Origin of the sequence: Paraburkholderia sediminicola, assembly GCF_902859805.1 — a bacterium.
In the GTDB taxonomy this organism is placed as follows: Bacteria; Pseudomonadota; Gammaproteobacteria; order Burkholderiales; family Burkholderiaceae; genus Paraburkholderia; species Paraburkholderia sediminicola.
Map to the genome: position 1 here is coordinate 346,501 of NZ_CADIKC010000001.1, position 19,735 is coordinate 366,235.

The following is a 19,735-nucleotide window of genomic DNA, read 5'->3' on the forward strand; positions in this document are numbered from 1 at the left end:
CCGTCTGCAACGAAGCCATTCAAATCAAATCACAGACTGTCCCGGTTCGCCACTGGGAACCCGCGTCGTCATATCTGCAAAGCGTGCCTTGATGCGCTTGCGCATGGGTTCTTCGTAAAATTTGAAGCAGAGCAGGCTTACCAGCACGCTAAAGACGATCACGATCCATCCATTCGAGCGCCCGAATCCGATCATCAACGACCAGAGCGCGATGGGCATGTGCGTGAGATAAAGCGAGTAACTCGCCTCGCCCAACCGCACCAGAGGCCGCCAGCTCAATATGCCGACCACAGGCCGCTCCAGTAGCGCGAGGCCAAGTATCAGCGCGGCAAAAAAAGGAGCGTCGAGGAAGAACGAAGGCGACACAGGCCTCCATGCACTCAGTCCCACGAGCCCAGTCAGAGCCAGGGCCACAAGCGCCTTCCCCCGGACATGCTGCGATCCGGCGCCTGCCTGAAGGCGCTGATAGAAAAGAGCCGAACAGATGCCCATGACAAACTCAGCGAGTCGCGTCACCGGCATGGCGTAAATCATGGCGCCGCTGCGTGAGACCGGCATATAGGCATCCAGCAGCGCAATCCACACTCCAGTCGTGAGCCACAATGCAACGCAAAAAAATGCGAGCCGCGCGGGCCTCAACCCAGCCATCCTGCGCACCAGAAACGGAAACAGTAGATAAAAGAATGCCTCGCAGGAGACGCTGTCGGACGGTCCGTTCCAGGGTTGATTGATGGCTGAAAAAGGAAACCATGCATTGAGCAGTAGCAGTTGGCAAATCAGGCTAATGGCCAATGCGGGGTAGATTGCACCCTTGATGGCATACCACTTCAGCATCAGCGAAGCATCGCCAGCATGCACAAGGTAGATCACCACTGGAACGCACATCAGGAGGCCGAGCAGGATCACCGGATAGATCCGTGCGATACGTGCCTCGTAAAAAGTACGAGCGCCTCCGCGGACAAGTTTGTCGCGATAGGTGAAAGTAAGAATAAAACCTGAAAGGACGAAGAACAGCGACACAGCGGAACGGCCCCCGTCCAGGAAGTTAAAGACGGAGGCCGGCAACGGCAGGAGTTGATTTTCTGAGTAGTGCGAGAGGACGACCGCCAATGCGGCCATGAACCGGATACTGGTCAACGCGGGAAACGCACCGCCGGACTGGTTCAGGTTCACCGCCATCAGCATCGCCTCCTGATTACGCGGGGCTCAATCTACCATCGCAATCCGGTCAAACCTGCATACCATGCGGCAATTCCTGCTGCGATGGCGGAACGTTTGGGTAGTTTGGCGAGAATTACCTGTGCGATTCGCCAATCGCATCCAGTTCAGCGCGCACCTCGTCAGTCAATTTCAACTGTGCTGCCTGCAAGTTTTCCCGCAGATGCCCTACCGACGAAGTACCCGGAATCAGCAGGATGTTCGGCGCGCGATGCAGGAGCCACGCGAGCGCCACCTGCATCGGCGTCGCGCCGATCGTTTGCGCGATCGTGGAAAGCGCTGACGACTGGATCGGTGTGAATCCGCCAAGCGGGAAGAACGGTACGTAGGCGATGCCCTTCGTTGCCAGTTCATCGACCAGCGCATCGTCTTCCCGATGAACGAGGTTGTAGTGATTCTGCACGCAGACGATCTCCGCGATGCCCTGTGCCTCGGCAACCTGAGCCGCGGTCGCGTTGCTCAGGCCGATATGGCGAACCAGCCCTCGCTGCTGAAGTTCGGCAAGCGCCACGACCTGCTTTTCGATCGACCCTTCGGAGGGGGCATGCACGTCGCCCATGATTCGCATGTTGACGATATCGAGTGCATCGACACCGAGATTGCGAAGGTTGTCGTGAACGCCACGCTCGATATCTTCCGGCTCAAGCGCCGGCAGCCAGGAGCCATCGCTGCCACGAACCGCGCCAAGCTTGGTGACGATCACGAGATCATCCGGATAAGGATGCAGCGCCTCGCGAATCAGCTGGTTGGTGATGTGCGGTCCGTAGAAGTCGCTCGTATCGATGTGATTGACGCCCGACGCCACCGCTTCACGCAGCACGGCGATCGCTGCGTCGCGATCTTTCGGCGGCCCGAATACGCCGGGTCCGGCCAGTTGCATGGCGCCATAGCCCATGCGTTGAACGGAATGGCCAGCCAGCGAATATGTGTCCACGGAGGTGAGGTTCGACATAGCGCGCTCCTTGAGGTGCGATGAGATGAGGGGTTGAGCAGCAGTATGACGACGATTGCGTTGTTCGATAATCCGGCCTAAATTGAACGGGTTGTTAAACATTTCGAACAATAGCCATGGAATTCAACGACCTTGCCGCCTTCGTCTCGGTCGCGCGCGCCGGCGGTTTCCGCGACGCCGCGCGCATCAGCGGCGTCTCCGCTTCCAGTCTGAGCATTGCCGTGCGTCGTCTCGAGGCAAAGCTGGGTATGCGCCTGCTCAATCGAACCACGCGCAGCGTGGCCCCGACAGAAGCCGGACTGCGTCTGCTAGAAAAGCTGACGCCATTGTTCAGCGAGATGGAAGCCGCGCTGGATGTCCTGAACCGGTTCAGGGACAAGCCGAGCGGCACGCTCAAACTCAACGTGCCGTCGAGCGCCGCACGCATCGTGTTGCCGACCGTCATTCCCCAGTTTCTGAAGGCCTATCCCGACATACGCGTGGAGGTGGTGGTGGAGGATGGTTTCGTCGATGTGCTGTCAATTGGTTGCGATGCGGGCATTCGCTACGACGAGCGGCTCGAGCAGGACATGATCGCGATGCCGATCGGTCCGCGTGTGCAGCGCTTCGCTACCGCCGCGGCGCCGGGTTATCTCGATGCCCATGGCAGACCTGAGCATCCACGCGACCTGCTGGCTCACGCGTGCTTGCGTGGCCAGTTTGCCGGCGGCGGTACGCCAACGTGGTATTTCGAGCGCGACGGCGAAGTGGTGCAACTGAATCCGTCGGGACCGCTTCTCGTCAGACCCGGCGCTGCAATCGACCTTGCGGTCAGCACCGCTGTCGCCGGCGTGGGGGTGATTCACCTGTTCGAGGACATGCTGCGCCCGCATCTAGATAGCGGGGCATTGGAGCCGATTCTGGAACCGTGGTGGCAGCGTTTTTCGGGGCCGTTTCTGTACTATCCGGGCCGGCGTCACTTGCCGGCGCCGTTGCGCGTATTTATCGATTTCCTGAAGGCGCGTGCTTAGCGTGAACCGTTTAACTGCGCCTTATAGCGGTTCGATGTTTAGAGGCCGTGAAAGCCATTGCACGCGTGAAACTCTCAGTGTCGACGGATGCCCGCCAAAGTGCAGGCATCCGTCATACCGGGTCGCGTAACGCGAGACCGATCAGAATGCGTGACGCATCCCCACCGTAACAGCCACTTGCGTATTCGACGACGAAGGCGAGAGCGTGTTGATCATGGCATGCGAGAGCACGGAATCAGCCGGTGCGCCGTGCACGTTCTGATAGACGCCTTCAAGATAGAAGTCGGTGCGCTTGCTGATCGAATAGTCGGCCTGAAGCATCCCCGTATTCCATCCCGGCGACGAGCCGTTATAAGCGCCATGCGTGTAGGTGTAGGCGCCCGATAGGCTCAACGCTGGCGTGAGCGCGTACTTGACGTTCGCTTCGTAGTTGTCGAGGCGCAACGAGCCGCTCAGGGTTCCGGCGGAAGCATCGTTCGCACCGAGGTAAGTGCCGGTTCCGAACGAGAAGACGCCCGACGCGTTGTCCATCTGCGTATGGCTCCAGACAAGGCCTACGGTAGCCGGCCCGAACGTGTAGTTGCCACCAAGCGACCAGATACGCTGGCGCTGTGCAAGGAAGTTCGCGCTGGTGTCGCCCGTGGTAACGGCGCCGCCCGCACTGCCTGCGTTGTTCAATTGCAGGTAGCCGGCAGCAAGATTGACAGGCCCTTGCGCATAGGACACACCGAAGCCGTATGAGCGGTTGTTCGCGAAGCTGCCTGCCTTATTGCTGAAGGCATACATCGTTTCGAATGTGACGCCGCTGAATGTCGGGCTCGTGTACTTGACCGTGTTGTTGAAAACGACCGAATTGCCGGCAAGATTGTCGTTCTCGAACGGATGCGCCGCCATGTTGCCGCCCCACGTGTTGAACTCCGCCGTGAGCGGACCGACCAGGTCGTTCATCACATCAAACTGGCGGCCGAACGTCACCGTGCCGTATGGATCGCTTTGCAAACCGACCCACGCCTGAGAACCGAAACCATCGCCGGAGAAAGCCTGGGCGCCGTTGTTCAGCAGGAATCCCTGTTCCAGCTTGAAGACCGCGTGCAAGCCGCCACCGAGATCTTCCGAACCCTTGAGACCGAAGACCGTGTTCTGCGTTGAGCTGCTCACTTCCTGCCAGTTGCTATGTCCGCCCTGATTGTTCGTGTAGATCAATCCTGCATCAATGAGACCATAGAGCGTCACGCTGCTTTGCGCATGCGCCGAAATAGCAAAGGCGCCGGAAAGCGCGACCACGAGTAGAGATTTTTTCATACCTGTTGGCTCCGTGATTGAGCGATGTTGAACGTAATTAATTGTGTGCGTTCGATTCCCACTGGCGAGCGCATTGGCCGCCAACAGGATCTACGAACGCATAGGCAACGGATAGGCAACGCATTCGCAGGCCGGCGCCGTGCGAATTGCAAAAACATCCGATATTGTTTGTTGATTATTGCGTGTGGCGCATTTAATAACGTGTGGATAGCGCGTGCTGACTACAGCATGGTTTTCAATTGAATTACGCAGGCGCATCTTGCGAGGCGCTGCCGAAAACGAACAGTGCAATCATATGACAGCGAAAATAAATTCCGCGTCAAAAATAAAAATGGCGTGGTGCGAAAAGAACACGCAAATGGCACATTCAGACAACGTGCCGCATCAAGCTTAAAAGGCGCGCATGCTTATCGCTTATCGCCACGCTTGAGTAAACTCCCCCACCACGCGTGACAGATGCGACTGCATTGCCTCGCGCGCAGCAACTGGATCGCGGCCCATGATGGCAGCAAAGATACGCTGATGATCTTCCTGTGACGCCGCCCGCATCGCCGGCGTATGAAAGTGTTCCTCGATTTTGGCCCACAGCGGATCGCTGCGCGCACAGTCCCACATCGCGGTGACCATATGCAACAGGACCGCATTGCCGGTCGCTTCGGCAATGCGCATATGAAACTGACGATCAGCCGCGTCGTTAGCCTGCTTGTCATGCATCTGCTCACGCATCGTGGTGAGCGCGGAGAAGATACGGTCGAGGTCGCTGTCCTTGCGCTCGGTCGCCGCGAGCGCCGCCACCTCGGACTCGATTAATGCGCGCGCTCGCAACGTTTCGATCGGACCGGGCCCGCGTGGCAGTTCGAACGTCACCGGTTTGGCGCCGATGCCCGCCGACACATAGATGCCCGACCCGCCGCGCACTTCGACCACGCCCTGCACCTCCAGCGCGATGATCGCCTCGCGAACCTGCGTGCGGCTCACGCTGAATTTGTCGGCCAGGGTGCGCTCCGAGGGCAATCTCGAGCCCGCTTCGAACTCCCCGGACGCCGCGATCAATGCGTGAATCTGTTTCGCAAGGCCGATGTACGAACGGTCCGCGGCTTCGGCGTCCTGTCTGTGGGCAAATGGCTGGGTGGAGAAATCGGTCATCAAGTGCTCGTGGATAGGCATAGCGAGGTGCCACCTGCGGCCCTCGCGCAAAAATGGTACACCAATTTCGTCAACCAGCAGCTTTCCCTTCATTCAAACCGCAGTCAACCGCTTGCTCATCGTTCAGGGACAAGGCTCGGCACATCCATAGACTGGTAAACCACTATCGATTCGAATTGGTCAACCAATCATAATCCGCCTGAATCGGGAGACCGGGCGACGCGTCCCCTCCCGAGCCAGCAGGGCTGGTGCAATCAATCCAAGGAGTGAAGTCGTGAAGATGTCTTTCCGGTGGTACGGCGAGTCCGATCCCGTCACGCTGCAGTACATTCGCCAGATTCCCGGCATGACGGATATCGTGTCCGCCATCTACGACGAGCCCGTAGGCGAAGTGTGGCCGGCGTACAAGATCGCTGCCCTGAAGTCGACGATCGAAGCGGCCGGTCTTCGGTTCGAAGTCGTCGAGTCGGTGCCCGTGCATGAAGACATCAAGCTCGGCAAGCCAAGCCGTGACCGTCTCATCGCCAACTATCAGCAAACCATCCGGAACCTCGCGGCAGCAGGCATCAAGGTCATCTGCTACAACTTCATGCCGGTGTTCGACTGGACCCGCACGGAGCTGTCAAAAACGCTCGAAGACGGTTCGACGTGCCTTGCGTTCAGCACGAAGGAAATCGACGAGATCGATCCGGACAACGGCATTGCGCTACCCGGCTGGGATTCGAGCTACAAGCCCGAACAATTGAAAGCGCTGCTCGCCGAGTACCGCGAAGTCGACGAAGCCAGGCTTTGGCAGCATCTGGAATATTTCCTGAAAGCGATCATTCCTGTCGCGGAAGCATGCGGCATGAAAATGGCCATTCATCCGGACGACCCGCCGCGCCCGATCTTCGGACTGCCCCGTATTGTGAAGAACCGCGACGACCTCGCGCGCATCGTGGGGATCGTGGACTCGCCGGCGAACGGCCTCACCCTTTGCTCCGGTTCGCTCGGCGCCGGACCGCAAAACAACGTGGAAGCACTCGTGCGCGAATTCGGCGGCATGGGGCGCATTCACTTTGCGCACATCCGCAATGTGAAGATCACGCCCGAGGGCGATTTTGAAGAATCAGCCCACCTGTCCAGTTGCGGTTCGCTGGATATTGCCGCGATCGTGAAGGCGTATCACGACACCGGATTCACCGGCTATTTCCGCCCGGACCATGGCCGCATGATCTGGGGCGAAACCGGCAAGCCCGGCTACGGCTTGTACGATCGCGCGCTCGGTGCCGTGTATATCAACGGTTTGTGGGAAGCGATGGACAAGCTTTCCTGAAGCCCGAATAGAACGATCCAGACCAAAGGCGCCGGCGCACTGCCAGCCGGCGCCGCCATAACGCTATAAAAAACGGAGACTCCCATGCCGCGCATCCGATGGACCATGATCTTCATGTGTTTCCTCGCCAACGTCATCAACTTCGTCGATCGGGCCAACCTGGCGATCGCCGCGCCGAGCATTCGCGCGGAGTTGGGTCTGGGCGCGGTCGGCATGGGGCTCGTGCTCAGCGCGTTCTTCTGGACCTACGCATTCCTGCAGCTGCCGGCCGGCTGGTTCATCGACAAGGTCGGCGTGCGTGTGAGTCTGGCGTTGGCGGTCGGCTGGTGGTCGGCCTTCACGATCGCCACCGGCGCGGCTCGCGGCCTCGCGCAACTCGTGGGCGTGCGGCTGATGCTCGGCGTCGGCGAAGCCGCGGCGATTCCGTCGTTCGCCAAGGTTGCGTTCAACTGGTTTCCGCGCAGCGAGCGCGGGCTCGCGAGCAGCATCTTCGACAGCGGCTCGCGCGTCGGCTCGGCGCTCTCGCTACCTCTGGTTGCGTGGTTGATATCCCTTGTCGGCTGGCGCGGCTCGTTCGTGATCACGGGGGGCCTTGGTGTGGTGTGGGCGCTCGCCTGGTGGTTCATCTATCGTGACCCGGAGCGCTACCGGGCTATTGCGCCTGCCGCCGTCGACGCCTTGCTGGCACAGCGCGCCGCCCCTGCCGCAGCCGTTACGTCAGACGAGAACGCCGGCACTGTGTCGTGGCTCGATCTGTTCCGCTATCGCACGGTGTGGGGCATGATGATCGGGCTGTTCTGCCTCAACTTCGCGATTTATTTTTTCATCACCTGGTTCCCGAGTTATCTGCTGCAGTCGCGTGGATTCTCGCTCGCGTCACTCGGCACATGGGGCATGCTGCCGGCGCTGCTGGCCATTCCTGGCGGCTGGCTTGGCGGCCTGGTGTCGGACAGCCTGTTCAAACGCGGATGGAGCGCAACCGCGGCTCGCAAGACTTGCCTTGTGATCGGCATGCTTCTTTCGTCGTCGATCGCGTTGTCGGTACTGGTTCAAAGCACGTGGGCGTGTCTGGCGCTGTTCGCCCTCGCCTATGCCAGCCTGTCGTTCGCCGGCGCTAACGTGTGGACGCTTGTTGGCGAAGTGGCGCCGACATCCGCTCATGTGGCATCGCTCGGCGGCATCCAGAACTTTGCAGGGAATCTCGCCGGGATTTTTATCACCACATTTACCGGGGTCATGCTGGCGATCACAAAGGGTTCGTTTGTGATTCCGCTGATGGTTGCGGGCTCCCTATGCGTGGTCGGCGCCCTGTCGTATCTGTTCGTTGTCGGTAAGGTCGAGCCCTTGCCTCTACTCCCGCGTGCCCGAACGGCAAAGATTGCCAGACACGAAGCCGCTTGAACAATAAAATCGGGGCCGCCGGGTTGAGCTTCGCGTTCATCTGGCCCGTCTTATGCAAGAGGTGTTTCACAATCAGCAATTGCGGCCATAATTGGGCAGAAACTTCTGTTAGAAACCTCCCTCCGATGCGCCCACTATGACTGAAACACGCGTTACCCCGCTGCGCAAATTTGCCGATTTCGTTCGCGGGCAACAGACGCGCCTGACCGCGCAATGGATGAAAACCGTTTTCGGCGATGTCGACCTCGTCGAAGCGGACAAGCTCACCTATCAACAGCTCGCCGATCACCTGCCGGAAATTCTCGAAGGACTGTGCCTTGCGCTCGACGTCGAAGATCTCGAACGCGTCGAGCCGGCAATCGAACGCGATGCGAGAAAACACGGCCTGGTCCGCTGGCGTCAGGGCTACCGCATCGAGGAACTCGTGCGCGAGCTCGATCTGTTCCATCAGGTGCTCGCTGACGCGCTGGAAGAATTCGCCGACCAGGACAGCACGTTCACGCGCCGCCATGAAGGACGGGCGCGGCGCCTGATCGCGGAAGCACTCAGCATGGTGACGCTCACGTCGATCAAGGAGGTGGTCAGCGAACGGGACCGCAAGATCGATGAGTACACCGGCAGGCTCGAGCGCGCCAATCACGAACTGACGCTCAAGCAGCGGCTGGTCGGCGATCTTTACGAATCGCGCATGCAGATCACCCGCAGCGTGGTTCACGATCTGCGCAATTTTCTGAACGCGTTTTCAATTGCGCTGCAACTGATCGAACGGGCGCCTTCAAAGGCCGATATGGCGCTGACACTGGCCAACCGGCAAGCCTCGGACATGAAGCAACTCGTCGACCAGATGGTCGAGTACTCCGTGGTGCTCGGTGACGGCACGCCGAACACAGTCGAGCCGGTTGATCTGCATGCGCTTTACGACGAACTCGTCGCCTCCTCGCGCCCGGCCATCGAGGCCAAAGGACTGACGTTGCACACAGCGTTCGATCCGGCGCTATCCGTTGTCACGTCCAATCGTCTCAAGCTCAAGCAGATTGCAGTCAATCTGCTCTCCAACGCGACGAAGTACACGAAGTCCGGCGAGATCCAGCTTGCCTTCACCATTGCTGATGCGGAGCACTGGTCGATTCGCGTGTCGGATACCGGCGTGGGCATCGCCCCTGCGGATGCGAACCGCGTTTTTGACGAATTCGAACGCGCTGCAGGCGACGACATTCCCGGCACGGGTCTCGGCCTTGCGATCGTCAAGGAGCTCTGCCGCGTGCTGGGCGGCCAGATCGATTTTGCGTCACACGAAGGCGTTGGGACGACGTTCCAGATCCGGTTCCCGCTCGCGCAGGCCGAAGCCGAATAACTCTAACTACCCGCAGGCATCCGGCGTCACAACCGGATGATCAGGACATTTTAATTATTACGATTAACAAACAAATACATTTAACTTCGTAATAAATAATCGATTAACTCACACACGCGCCACGCCCGGACTAGCCCGCCCCTACGCGACTTCAAGCACAATTTCCCGAAGTTGCAATTACGGAAATCCGGTACATCCTTGACAAAGGCTGGTGGCGTCACCTATTTTTCATCTGCCGCCAATATACGAATATTCGATTGCGGAAAATGCCCCGAAAAGAACCGGAATATCCAAATCAGATATTTAGTTATTCTACGCATACTGCATAGAGATCTGAATCTATGCGCTTTGAAGTAAGTTGGTCTCACCGCTGCATGCCGACGATGCATCGCTAATATTTCGAACTCCGATATATTTTCATCGGCGATAGCGGCCTTTGTGAAACGGTATCTGAACCCACCACCAAGGATAGAGATGAAACGAGACGAGCGTCTTTCCGGCAATAGCCAGCATCGCCAGAACAGGCTGCCGGGCCTGGTAACGAGCCTGGGAACATTAGCGGTCGCGACCCTGCTTCTCGGCGGATGCGGCGGAGGGGACGGCGGTTCGTCCTCCGGCACGGCTGTGAGCATGCAACAGACTGCGGCGAATCAGCAACTCAGCGCGCAGGCCGCTGCGCAATCGCAAGCACCAACGGCCAATCAAACCTATATCGACCCGGTCGCCTATTCGGGCAATGCCACCGATGGCCTCGCACCGGCTCAGGCCTCGGAGAAAGCCGCGGTCATGCACTACCAGTGGACCCAGGGCAGGACTCCGATCAACTACACCACCACGACCGGCCATTTGACGGCCACCGATTCGAGCGGCAACCCTGAAGCCACGATGTCCTATGTCGCGTACACCGTGCCGAGTACGAACGGCTCGCCGCGGCCTGTCACGTTCGTCTATAACGGCGGTCCGGGATCCTCTTCCATCTGGCTGCGGCTCGGATCGTTCGCACCGACGCGAGTCGCCACGCCCGACCCGGTGTTCGGCAACTGGCCGAACTATCCGCTCGTCGACAACAAGGAGAGCCTGATCGACACCACGGACATGGTCTTCATCGACCCGCCCGGAACCGGTCTGTCCGAGGCGATTCTGCCGAATACGAACCAGAAGTACTGGACGACCGACGCGGACGTCAACATCATGCGCGACTTTATCCAGCGCTATCTGACGGTCAACAGTCGCAGCAGTTCACCGATCTATCTGTACGGCGAGTCGTATGGCACACCGCGAACCGACATGCTCGCATTGGCGCTTGAATCGGCCGGCGTGCATCTGACCGGCATCGTCCTCCAGTCTGCAATCCTGAACTATTTCGCGGATGCGATCGAGGCCGTCGCCATTACGAACTCGACCAGCGCGCTGGCATTGGATACGGATACGCTCGCGGGCTATTTCCCTGGCTACGCGGAAGTCGCGGCTTACTACAACCAGGTGTCGCCGGCACCGCTCAATCAGGACCTTTACGCCTACCAGGCAAGCCTGTTCGTCACGAACGAATACAACCGGTTCAGGCGGTATTCGCAGTCGTGGGTGCTCAGTCAGCTGGGTATACCGGACGCGCTGGGCACACCGGTATTTCCCAATGCGAAAACGCTCCAGTCGTGGGCCTTGCCATCCAGTTTGACCCTGCAGGCGCTGCAAGGTTATTTCGGCGCCAATCCGTTCTCGACGAGCCTCATACCGGGCACGACGATCGGCCGGTACGACGGACGCGTGTCATTGCCGAACTCGGATCCGCGTCTGCAAAACGATGGGGACCCGTCCGACATCCTGATCTCCCAGCCGTTCACCACGGCTCTGGCGACGCAGATGCCTGACTACCTCGGCTACACGGCGCCGAACGCGACCTATTTGCCGCTGAACGACAACATCATCAACGTGTGGGACTTCTCGCATGACGGACAGCCCTTGCCCGACACGATCCCGGATCTGCTGGGCGCGCTGACGCTCAACCCGCAGCTCAAGGTGCTCTCGGAAAACGGCTTTCATGATCTGGCCACACCGTTCTTCAATACCGAGAAGCAACTGGCACGGCTGCAGACGGTACCAGGTCTGAATCCGGATTTGCAGGTCAACTTCTTCCAGGGCGGGCATATGATCTATCTGGATGACGTCGCCCGTCCGCTGATGAAACGGGATCTGGTGCGCTTCTACCGCGGCACGCCGCTTCCGGATGCGCTCGCCCTCTGGACGCTGCCGCCGCCGTGGCGCGACGAGAGCCCCGCCAGTCAGCCGACCGCTACTGCCACGGCGCAAGCCACGGCACCCTGACTGAACTGACGCGATGTGCCTCGTTCGCGATACTCTATTCACTCAATCAATGCGAGTCATCATGTCCCTTTTCGATATGTTGCGGCGTGTCTCACCGTTGATCGTCCTCGGCTGCTTTATTGGCAGCGCGCATGCGTTACCGCCGCAAGCGGTAGCGCCGGCGACGCCGCCAAACGGGGCCAGAGGAGTCGACGGTCCGTTCTTCCCTCAAAACCGTGCTGCTCCCGTCACGCCGTCGACCGGCACGGCATTGCAGCAGGAAGCCCAGCAGCGGCTTGAAGCGCGACTGGGGGCGAACACGGCTCTCAGCAATGGCGCCGCGGTCACGAAAACGCAGGCTCAGACCGCGGGGCTCGGCTACGTTGCCAAGCACTTCGATCAGATCGATACGAGCCACAAAGGAAGTGTGACCATGAGCGACGTCAGGCAGTATCTGCAGCAGCAAGGCCGGTAGCGGCCGGACTTGGGTCAACGGCGTACCTTCTCTGAAGGGCCGCTTTTGACAAGCGCGAATGGCTGATCCAGCCATTCGCGCGTTTCGTTTACTTCGCCGCGACGCTCCGGCCAGCCGGCAAACAGTCGCCCATTGCGCCGCCGCGGTCGCTCAGTCCCCGCATCACCACTTCGGACGACTTGCCATCACGTCTCACCAGTTCGGCGAGGTCGAGCAACGCTGCGTATTTCGCCGAACAGTCCTGTTCAGGTTCAATCGTTCGGTGCACAGCAGGTGTTTCAGTGCTTGCGATGCCCTCACCGACTGCAATCGCTATCCCTGTTGCAACGATCATCGTTGCCAACGCACCGAACTTGCATAGCGTTCGTGTGCGTGTCGCGTTGTAACGTGGCCGCAGCGCCTGAGCACTTCCCTCCTCGCTCCGCCACTGCAGACCGATCCGGCCGGCCTCCTTGCCGCTTCTCACTCGCACGTTTTTACTCATGACCAGTGCGCCGGCACCCACACATTCCCCACCCAGTGCCCCGGCACCCACACGACAGGTCGCGGCGCAGGAGCCACATACACAACACGCGGAGCGACATACACAGCCGGCGGCGGGGGCGGCGGCGGAACGTAGACAACCGGAGGCGGCGGCACATACACAACCGGCGGCGGAACGACGACTGGAGGCGGTACGACAACAACCGGCTTCGGTGCAACCACGACCGTCGTGCTGCCCGTCGTAACAACGCCGGTAGTCGTGACCGTTCCGCTCGTCGTCACGGTGTTGCCATGCGTGCCCGTCGCGCTCGTCGATGTCGTCACCACGCCCGGTGCTACACGCGTTGCCGTGCCGGAATGGTTGACAGTTCCGCCATCAGATCCGGTCACCGTGCCGGAACGTGAGCACGACGCGCCCGCGCAACTGGTCGATGCCGAGTGGTTGACCGTATTGCCGTTCGAGCCCGTAACCGACCCGGATGACGAATACTGGCCGGGCGCGGTTTTGGTCACATCGCCAGAGGTCGTGGCTGTTTTACCGTCCGGTCCGGTGAGGGTGCCGGTGTGGGAACATGTGCCGCCCGCGCAGTTAGTGTCACCGGCATGCTGGACCTGATTGCCGTAGCGTCCGGTCGCGGTGCCCGAATTCGAGAACTGGCCCGGTGCGTTGCGGGTCACTGTGCCCGTGTTGGTCGCCAGACCGCCGTAGGGGCCGACCACGCCGCCGGCATGCGAACAGCTACCGCCGCCACATGAGCCGTAACGCGCGCCGTTATAGGTGCCACGCGACGTATAGGCGGTGCCGTGCTGCGACCAGGCGAAAGCGGAAGCGCTGCTGAGCGCGAGCACGGTAACGGTTGCAGTCAGCGCGAGCTTGCGCAGCGCGCCGCGTACGGATGAGGCGGAGGTCACGGAGGCAGGGGAAGCGGCGGCTGGTGCGGCGGCGACGACGAACGAACAGTTTTTCACGGTATGTCCTTCTTGATTTCGGGCCACTTTTCGGCACTGCGGCGTGGCGACAAACGGACTATAGAAGGACGCCTGGATTTAATCAGCAGGGAAGATATGTCACCCTGTTTCACCATGACAGAGGCCCGCTGCGCAAGGCTTTCCGGGCGATTCGAAGGCGTCGTGACATAAGCCGACATAAATTGTTTCAGGGCAGCCTGCGCCCGTGCCGCGCGTGGGGCCAGGCACCTCAGCAGGCCAGCTTCGACACCGCCGCGACACTTTTCCGAAATACGCATGTCCTAGGGTTCGATGAACACAACGGCGAAAGCCGCTTGCGTATCTCCCCGCTTACCCTTCCTCAAGAGGCGCTCATGTCGGCAAAACGCGAGTCAAAATCCCAGGCCAAGGCAAAAGAAAGCACGGCGAAAGCAGAGGGCAAACGGAAGCCGCCCGGCAAGGCAGCGGCATCCGGAAAAAAGGCTGCTGCGCTCGCCAGCGGTTCGAAGCAGCCCGTGGCGACCGCCGGCGCGACGGCGCTCCGTCCCCGGATGCTGGACAAGCCGGTGTTCGCACAGCCTCAGCCGACCGCGGACCCGACGGTGTTTCGCGTGCCTCATCCATCGGACGATGCCGCCTATAAGGAAATCGACAAGCTCAATGCGGAGCACAAACTGTTTCCGCTGCCGTTCCCCGCACCGCGAGGCGGCGTGGAGCCTCAGCTCACGCTGGCCGAGGTCATGGGCGGCAATGCAACCGCCATCGACAGGATCACAGCCGCCGGACAGCTGGTGTTTCACGCGCTGGGAGATTGCGGCAATACAAAGGGCCCGGCGACCCAGAACGAAGTCGCCGACAAGTTAACCGCCGATTTCAACGAAGCCAACGCCAGTGAGGTGCCGCAGTTTGCCTTGCTGCTCGGCGACGTCGTCTATAGCTTTGGCGAGAGCCAGTACTACTACGATCAGTTTTACGAACCGTATCGAGACTACCCGGCGCCGATCCTCGCTTGCGCCGGCAATCATGACGGGATGGTTTCGCCGGAAGCGCACGCCGCGAGTCTCACTGCGTTCCTGCGAAATTTTTGCGCGGAGACGTTCGCCGTTACGCCCGAAGCCGGCGGTTTGTCGCGTACCGCGCAGATCCAGCCCGGCGTCTTCTTCACGCTCGAGGCGCCGTTCGTGCGCGTGCTGGTGATTTACAGCAACACCCTCGAAGATCCCGGTGTGATTTCAGACCCGAAGATCGGGAGTACTCAGCTCGATTTTCTCGACGCCGCGCTCAAGCGCGTCAAAGCCGAGCAGTACACCGGCGCACTGCTGATCGCAGATCATCATCCGCCGTACTGCGCAGGCGGACACGGATCGAGCGTCGATATGCTCGCGCAGATCGACAAGGTGTGCGAAGCCAACGGGGTGTGGCCGCATGCATTTCTGTCCGGTCACGCACACAATTATCAACGCTTCACACGCACGCGAAATGCGGACGGCACGCAGATTCCCTACCTTGTGTGCGGCAACGGCGGACACGGTTTAATCAAGCTCGCCGCACAAGGTGCGCCCACCATCCGCGCGCCGCAAATCGTGCAGGCAGCGTCGGCCACTACCGATCAGGTCGTGCTGGAAAACTATGACGACACCAACTACGGCTATCTGCGCGTGGTCGTCACCGCGACGCAGCTACGTATCGAGTACCACTCGGCGTCTGACGGACTCAACACGAAAGCGCCGAACGACTACGTGACGATCGACCTCGCCGATCGCAAAGTGGCGCATTTCGTCGCATCGGATTTGGGGCGTCCGATGGCCGCCAGGGCCGTGCGTGCTTTGATGCGCGGCTAGCGGCGAACAACGCGGGACGAGTTCCTGGGACCGCGCTCACCGCCGCAACACGTATTTCGCCGCGACGCCGGATAAAAAGCATCAGCACTACGTTTTTCCGCAAACGCGCGTTTGCACCCAATCACCTGTTTTTACCGGGGCAAAACCATGTAATCTCTCGGTTTTCTTCCGGCATCAAAACAGATGAGTCGAGCGTTGGCGAGCGAACAACTTCAACAAACGGGGGCGCACACGCGTCGCCGGCCCATCGTTCTTCGTTTGCGCTGCACCGTGCTGCTGCTGGCGTGTGGGGTCGCCGCAGCCGCACGCCCCGCTTTCGCAGCCGAATCCGCGTGCAGCGCGGAAGCCGGACCGGCCGGCCGCCCCTCCGTCGGCCTCGTGCTGTCGGGCGGCGGCGCGCGCGGCTATGCACACCTCGGCGTACTGAAGGTGCTCGAGGAAAACCGCATCCCGGTCGATTGCATCGCCGCCACCAGCATGGGCTCGGTGGTCGGCGGCCTGTATGCGAGCGGTATGACGGCGCAGGACATGCAAAACCGCCTCGCGGGCATCAATCTCGCGGACATCGCGTTCGACGTCACCGAGCGTGCCGACCTGCCGCAATCGCGTCGAGAAGACGAGCGGCTGTATGTGAACAGCCTTTCGCTCGGCTACGGCGCCAATGGTTTCCGCTTGCCGGTCGGGCTCGTTCAGGGCAATCGTTTGCAGGCGCTGCTGCAGGACTGGACGTCCGCCGTGCCAGGCAACGTTTCGTTCGACCGGCTGCCGATTCCCTATCGCGCGATCGCAACCGACCTGCGCACCGGCCAGAAGGTGGTGCTCGATCGCGGTTCGCTGCCGCAGGCGATTCGCGCCAGCATGGCATTGCCCGGCCTGTTCGCGCCGGCCGATATCGACGGGCGCACGCTAGTGGACGGCGGCATCGTCAGCAATCTGCCGATCGAAACGGCGCGCGACATGGGCGCGAAAGTCGTGATCGCGGTCGATATCGGTTCGCCGCTGCGGCCACTGGATGCGCTGGCTTCCCCCGCCGACGTGATGCAGCAGATGATCGGCATTCTGATTCACCAGAACGTTGCGCGCCAACGTGAACAGTTGCAGGCTGGTGACGTCCTGATCGAACCGGCGCTCGGCTCGCTGAGCTTCACCGATTTCGCCAACGCGAGCCAGGCCATCGCGGCCGGCGCCGCCGCCACGCGCGCGGCCATGCCGCAGCTTCAGCAACTGGCGCTTTCGCCCGCCGACTACGCCGCGTGGCGTGCCCGGCACAGTGCGCCCGCAGTGCGCCCGGTACGGATCACGCAGATCGAGATCGCCTCGCAAGGCTACGTACCCGAGGCACGCATTCGCGCCGCGATGCATGTCAAAACCGGCGATGTCTACGATCCAGTCGCGCTCAACAAGGACTTGCTGGCGCTCACCACCGCCGGCGACTTCGACAGCGTGAGCCAGCAACTCGTCGACGACGGCGACGCGCACACACTCATTGTCTCCGCGCAGCAGAAGCTGTGGGGGCCGAATTTCCTGTTGTTCGGGCTAGGTTTGTCGAGCAGTTCGACGGATGAAGGCGGCTTCCGGCTGCACCTCGGTTATCGCCGGCCGTGGCTCACTTCGTCTGGGCTCGAAGGGCGAGTGGACGGCACCGTCGGCAGCGATCTGATCGACCTGCACGCGGAACTGCGGCAGCCACTGTCGAGCTCTTTCGGCTATTACGTGGCGCCTTATCTCGAGTTTCAGCGTCGCTATGCCAATCTCTACGACGATTCCGGCAACGTCAAGATCACGCAATACAGCTTGCAAACCGAGCGCGCAGGGATCGATTTCGGCGTACCGCTCGCCCGTCTCGGCGACTTCCGTATCGGCGTGGCCTACGCGCATGGCTACGCCTCGCCGCAATACAACTTGCCGCTCGACGATGCGTTTAACTCGCCGCTGCTGTTCCCCGATATCTATGGGCGGCAGCTTAGCGCGCGCGCACGCCTCGTGATCGATCAGTTGGACGACCCGTTGTTCGCCCGCAAAGGTTATTTCGGCGAACTACGCGTGGAACGTTCGTTGTTTGCGGGCAGCGACAGCTTCACCGAGGTATACGGAAAAAGCCTTGTCGCGGCGAGCTATGGACGGCACAGCATCAACGCGAGCATCGAAGCGGGTAACGACTTCGGCGGCACCAATCTGACGAATCCGTTCGGCTTCACGCTGGGCGGTTTCCAGCATTTGTCGGCCTACGCCGCCGACCAGCTGTCCGGCAACTCGATGGCATACGGCCAGATCACCTATATGAATCAGCTTGCCACGTTCAATGCGTCGCCGATTCGCGGCCTGTTTGCAGGGCTGAGCATCGAAGCCGGCAACGTCTGGAACCGCGATTCGCAGTTCGGCAGCGGGCCGCTGAAGCGCAGCGTAACGGCCTTCACCGCGATGACCAGTTCATTCGGACCGATCTATCTGGGGGTAGCGTTCGCACCGGGCGGCCGCCATAACTTTTACTTCCAGTTGGGACATACCTATTGAGGCTGCGCAGGTACGGTGTGTTTCACGCAACCGTGCCTACCGGCCAGCTCATTTCGAAGCGAGCTCCGCCTAGCGTCAACGGATCAGTCACCGCGATCCGGCCATGGTGGGCGCGCAGCACCTGTTGCGTAATCGCGAGACCCAACCCGTAGCCGCCAGTCTGACGATCGAGCCGCACGAAGGCATTGAAAATACGTTCGCGTTGGTCAGGCGGCACGCCCGCGCCATCGTCTTCCACGTAGATTTCCACATTGCCGTGCTTGACGCTCAATCCGACCATGATCCGCGAACGGGCGTATTTGCTGGCATTGCGCAGCAAGTTTCGCATTGCGTACGACATGAGGCGTTTGTCCATCACCACGCGTAGCGATGCGTCGACGTCTGCTTGCGGGACGAGTTGCTTGTCCGCGTACAGCAGCGTGGCGTCGGTAATCTGGCTGTCGAACCATGCCGTGAGCAACGTGGATTCGAGGTTCGATTGCAGGGAACTATATTCGAGGCGCGCGTAGGTCAGGCTCATGTCGATGAGCTCGTCGAGCTCGGTGACGTCCAGGTCGATGCTCGCCAATGCGCTGTTGTATTCGGCGGCTGACGCGGGTTCGCGGAGGTTTTCCAGCGCGAAGCGCACACGGGCTAGAGGTGTGCGCAATTCATGGGAGATGCCGTTGGTGAGTTCGCGCTGCGCGGCGATCAGGCGTTCCATGCGCTCGGCCAGAGCGTTTAGCGTGCGGGCCAGTGGGCCGATTATGACGCTGTGCGATTCGCGGGCGCGGGTGTTGAAGCGGCCGCCTGTGAAGTCGATTGCGCGTTCGCGGACCATTACCAGGTCCAGCCAGACTGGGCGCATCCAGCGGTATGCAGTTACGGCTGGTAGCAGTAGGGTTGCCAATGCGATTGGTATTGATGCTTTTGCTGTTGTTAGCGTTTGCCAGATTGATGGCGAGGTTTTGAGTGTCAGGGCCAGGGTTGCTATCGATGCTGCTAGCACCAGCACTGTCAGTGTCAGCAGGCGCGTGTAGACACGCAGGTATAGCCGGGACCAGCTCGGGATTCTGTCTGCTCGTGTGTCCGTCCAGGAACGGCGGAAACGGAGCCAGCGCCATTTTCCATAGCGGTAGGCTGTTAGTTTTTTTTGCTCCGCTGGGGGTGGCATTTTATTCTCTTCGCGTTCTTTAATGGGGTTGTGGTCTATTAGTGTTGCCCCTGTGCGGGGTGGCACTTACTTTCTTTGCCGCCGCAAAGAAAGATAAGCAAAGAAAGCGGCTCACACCACTCCTGCTAAGTGGGCACCGTGGTCCGCCACAGGTAGTGGTGCATCTGGAATCTGGGTTCGTGCACCGGTATGCGCTTGTGACAAGGGTGTCATTCTTCCGGCGGCGCTGCGCGCGCCGAAGCGTACTTCTTGAAACCAAGCGGCAGTTTAGCTTGGTTTCTTCGGTGTGACGCGGGTGGTTTGCTTTGTTGCCGGCTGCGTT

General features: G+C 60.4%; 15 protein-coding genes. 8 read left to right on the top strand and 7 right to left on the bottom strand.

What is annotated here, in order from left to right; all coding sequences use genetic code 11:
- Window positions 1-24: 24 nt before the first annotated feature.
- Both R8871_RS01535 and R8871_RS01540 read right to left on the bottom strand, forming a co-directional pair.
- Window positions 25-1,179, bottom strand: a complete 1,155-nt coding sequence (locus tag R8871_RS01535; RefSeq protein ID WP_246287303.1) for an acyltransferase family protein — start codon at window positions 1,177-1,179, stop codon at window positions 25-27.
- A gap of 115 nt (window positions 1,180-1,294) precedes the next feature.
- Complete coding sequence (locus R8871_RS01540; protein WP_175048731.1) at window positions 1,295-2,170, bottom strand: aldo/keto reductase family oxidoreductase; 876 nt, start codon at window positions 2,168-2,170, stop codon at window positions 1,295-1,297.
- A gap of 116 nt (window positions 2,171-2,286) precedes the next feature.
- On the opposite strand from R8871_RS01540, the gene R8871_RS01545 reads away from it, so the two are divergent.
- Window positions 2,287-3,180 carry a LysR family transcriptional regulator gene (locus R8871_RS01545; RefSeq protein WP_175048732.1) on the top strand — a complete coding sequence of 298 codons (894 nt, stop codon included), beginning with the start codon at window positions 2,287-2,289 and terminating at the stop codon, window positions 3,178-3,180.
- Window positions 3,181-3,321: 141 nt separating this feature from the next.
- Here the strand turns inward: R8871_RS01545 and R8871_RS01550 are convergent, their stop codons facing one another.
- The gene (locus tag R8871_RS01550; protein WP_175048733.1) at window positions 3,322-4,482 is read right to left on the bottom strand and encodes a porin; all 1,161 of its coding nucleotides are present in this window, start codon (window positions 4,480-4,482) and stop codon (window positions 3,322-3,324) included.
- A 414-nt stretch (window positions 4,483-4,896) separates the two neighbouring features.
- Entirely contained in the window at window positions 4,897-5,628 is a 732-nt protein-coding gene (locus tag R8871_RS01555) for a FadR/GntR family transcriptional regulator (RefSeq protein ID WP_175048734.1), read from the bottom strand.
- A 274-nt stretch (window positions 5,629-5,902) separates the two neighbouring features.
- On the opposite strand from R8871_RS01555, the gene uxuA reads away from it, so the two are divergent.
- From uxuA to R8871_RS01580, 5 genes are all read left to right on the top strand, one after another.
- Window positions 5,903-6,943, top strand: a complete 1,041-nt coding sequence (gene uxuA, locus R8871_RS01560; RefSeq protein ID WP_175048735.1) for a mannonate dehydratase — start codon at window positions 5,903-5,905, stop codon at window positions 6,941-6,943.
- Window positions 6,944-7,027: 84 nt separating this feature from the next.
- Window positions 7,028-8,344, top strand: a complete 1,317-nt coding sequence (locus R8871_RS01565) for an MFS transporter (protein ID WP_175048736.1) — start codon at window positions 7,028-7,030, stop codon at window positions 8,342-8,344.
- Between the two features lie 136 nt (window positions 8,345-8,480).
- Window positions 8,481-9,698 carry a sensor histidine kinase gene (locus R8871_RS01570; protein ID WP_175048737.1) on the top strand — a complete coding sequence of 406 codons (1,218 nt, stop codon included), beginning with the start codon at window positions 8,481-8,483 and terminating at the stop codon, window positions 9,696-9,698.
- A gap of 474 nt (window positions 9,699-10,172) precedes the next feature.
- Window positions 10,173-12,020 carry a S10 family serine carboxypeptidase-like protein gene (locus R8871_RS01575; protein ID WP_175048738.1) on the top strand — a complete coding sequence of 616 codons (1,848 nt, stop codon included), beginning with the start codon at window positions 10,173-10,175 and terminating at the stop codon, window positions 12,018-12,020.
- Window positions 12,021-12,081: 61 nt separating this feature from the next.
- Complete coding sequence (locus tag R8871_RS01580) at window positions 12,082-12,474, top strand: 2-oxoglutarate dehydrogenase (protein ID WP_233465074.1); 393 nt, start codon at window positions 12,082-12,084, stop codon at window positions 12,472-12,474.
- 88 nt (window positions 12,475-12,562) lie between these two features.
- Here the strand turns inward: R8871_RS01580 and R8871_RS01585 are convergent, their stop codons facing one another.
- Both R8871_RS01585 and R8871_RS01590 read right to left on the bottom strand, forming a co-directional pair.
- Window positions 12,563-12,958 carry a hypothetical protein gene (locus tag R8871_RS01585; protein ID WP_246287306.1) on the bottom strand — a complete coding sequence of 132 codons (396 nt, stop codon included), beginning with the start codon at window positions 12,956-12,958 and terminating at the stop codon, window positions 12,563-12,565.
- Window positions 12,955-13,926 (bottom strand): hypothetical protein, encoded by a 972-nt coding sequence (locus tag R8871_RS01590; RefSeq protein ID WP_175048739.1) that lies wholly within the window; start codon window positions 13,924-13,926, stop codon window positions 12,955-12,957. Before R8871_RS01590 ends, R8871_RS01585 begins: the two co-directional genes overlap by 4 nt.
- 353 nt (window positions 13,927-14,279) lie before the next feature.
- Between R8871_RS01590 and R8871_RS01595 the strand changes: the two genes are divergently transcribed.
- Together R8871_RS01595 and R8871_RS01600 are read left to right on the top strand one after the other, a co-directional pair.
- On the top strand, window positions 14,280-15,746 hold the full coding sequence (locus R8871_RS01595) for a metallophosphoesterase family protein (RefSeq protein WP_175048740.1): 1,467 nt from the start codon (window positions 14,280-14,282) through the stop codon (window positions 15,744-15,746).
- Between the two features lie 183 nt (window positions 15,747-15,929).
- Window positions 15,930-18,260 carry a patatin-like phospholipase family protein gene (locus tag R8871_RS01600; protein ID WP_175048741.1) on the top strand — a complete coding sequence of 777 codons (2,331 nt, stop codon included), beginning with the start codon at window positions 15,930-15,932 and terminating at the stop codon, window positions 18,258-18,260.
- Between the two features lie 22 nt (window positions 18,261-18,282).
- Here the strand turns inward: R8871_RS01600 and R8871_RS01605 are convergent, their stop codons facing one another.
- A complete protein-coding gene (locus R8871_RS01605; RefSeq protein WP_175049934.1) occupies window positions 18,283-19,413 on the bottom strand; it encodes an ATP-binding protein in 1,131 nt (376 codons plus the stop codon).
- Between the last annotated feature and the right edge of the window lie 322 nt (window positions 19,414-19,735).

Excerpts from the sequence above, each read along its gene's own strand:
- R8871_RS01535 (WP_246287303.1), bottom strand. The coding sequence starts at position 1,179 with ATGGCGGTGAACCTGAACCAGTCCGGCGGTGCGTTTCCCGCGTTGACC.
- R8871_RS01540 (WP_175048731.1), bottom strand. The coding sequence starts at position 2,170 with ATGTCGAACCTCACCTCCGTGGACACATATTCGCTGGCTGGCCATTCC.
- R8871_RS01545 (WP_175048732.1), top strand. The coding sequence starts at position 2,287 with ATGGAATTCAACGACCTTGCCGCCTTCGTCTCGGTCGCGCGCGCCGGC.
- R8871_RS01550 (WP_175048733.1), bottom strand. The coding sequence starts at position 4,482 with ATGAAAAAATCTCTACTCGTGGTCGCGCTTTCCGGCGCCTTTGCTATT.
- R8871_RS01555 (WP_175048734.1), bottom strand. The coding sequence starts at position 5,628 with ATGACCGATTTCTCCACCCAGCCATTTGCCCACAGACAGGACGCCGAA.
- R8871_RS01565 (WP_175048736.1), top strand. The coding sequence starts at position 7,028 with ATGCCGCGCATCCGATGGACCATGATCTTCATGTGTTTCCTCGCCAAC.
- R8871_RS01570 (WP_175048737.1), top strand. The coding sequence starts at position 8,481 with ATGACTGAAACACGCGTTACCCCGCTGCGCAAATTTGCCGATTTCGTT.
- R8871_RS01575 (WP_175048738.1), top strand. The coding sequence starts at position 10,173 with ATGAAACGAGACGAGCGTCTTTCCGGCAATAGCCAGCATCGCCAGAAC.
- R8871_RS01580 (WP_233465074.1), top strand. The coding sequence starts at position 12,082 with ATGTCCCTTTTCGATATGTTGCGGCGTGTCTCACCGTTGATCGTCCTC.
- R8871_RS01585 (WP_246287306.1), bottom strand. The coding sequence starts at position 12,958 with ATGAGTAAAAACGTGCGAGTGAGAAGCGGCAAGGAGGCCGGCCGGATC.
- R8871_RS01595 (WP_175048740.1), top strand. The coding sequence starts at position 14,280 with ATGTCGGCAAAACGCGAGTCAAAATCCCAGGCCAAGGCAAAAGAAAGC.
- R8871_RS01600 (WP_175048741.1), top strand. The coding sequence starts at position 15,930 with ATGAGTCGAGCGTTGGCGAGCGAACAACTTCAACAAACGGGGGCGCAC.
- R8871_RS01605 (WP_175049934.1), bottom strand. The coding sequence starts at position 19,413 with ATGCCACCCCCAGCGGAGCAAAAAAAACTAACAGCCTACCGCTATGGA.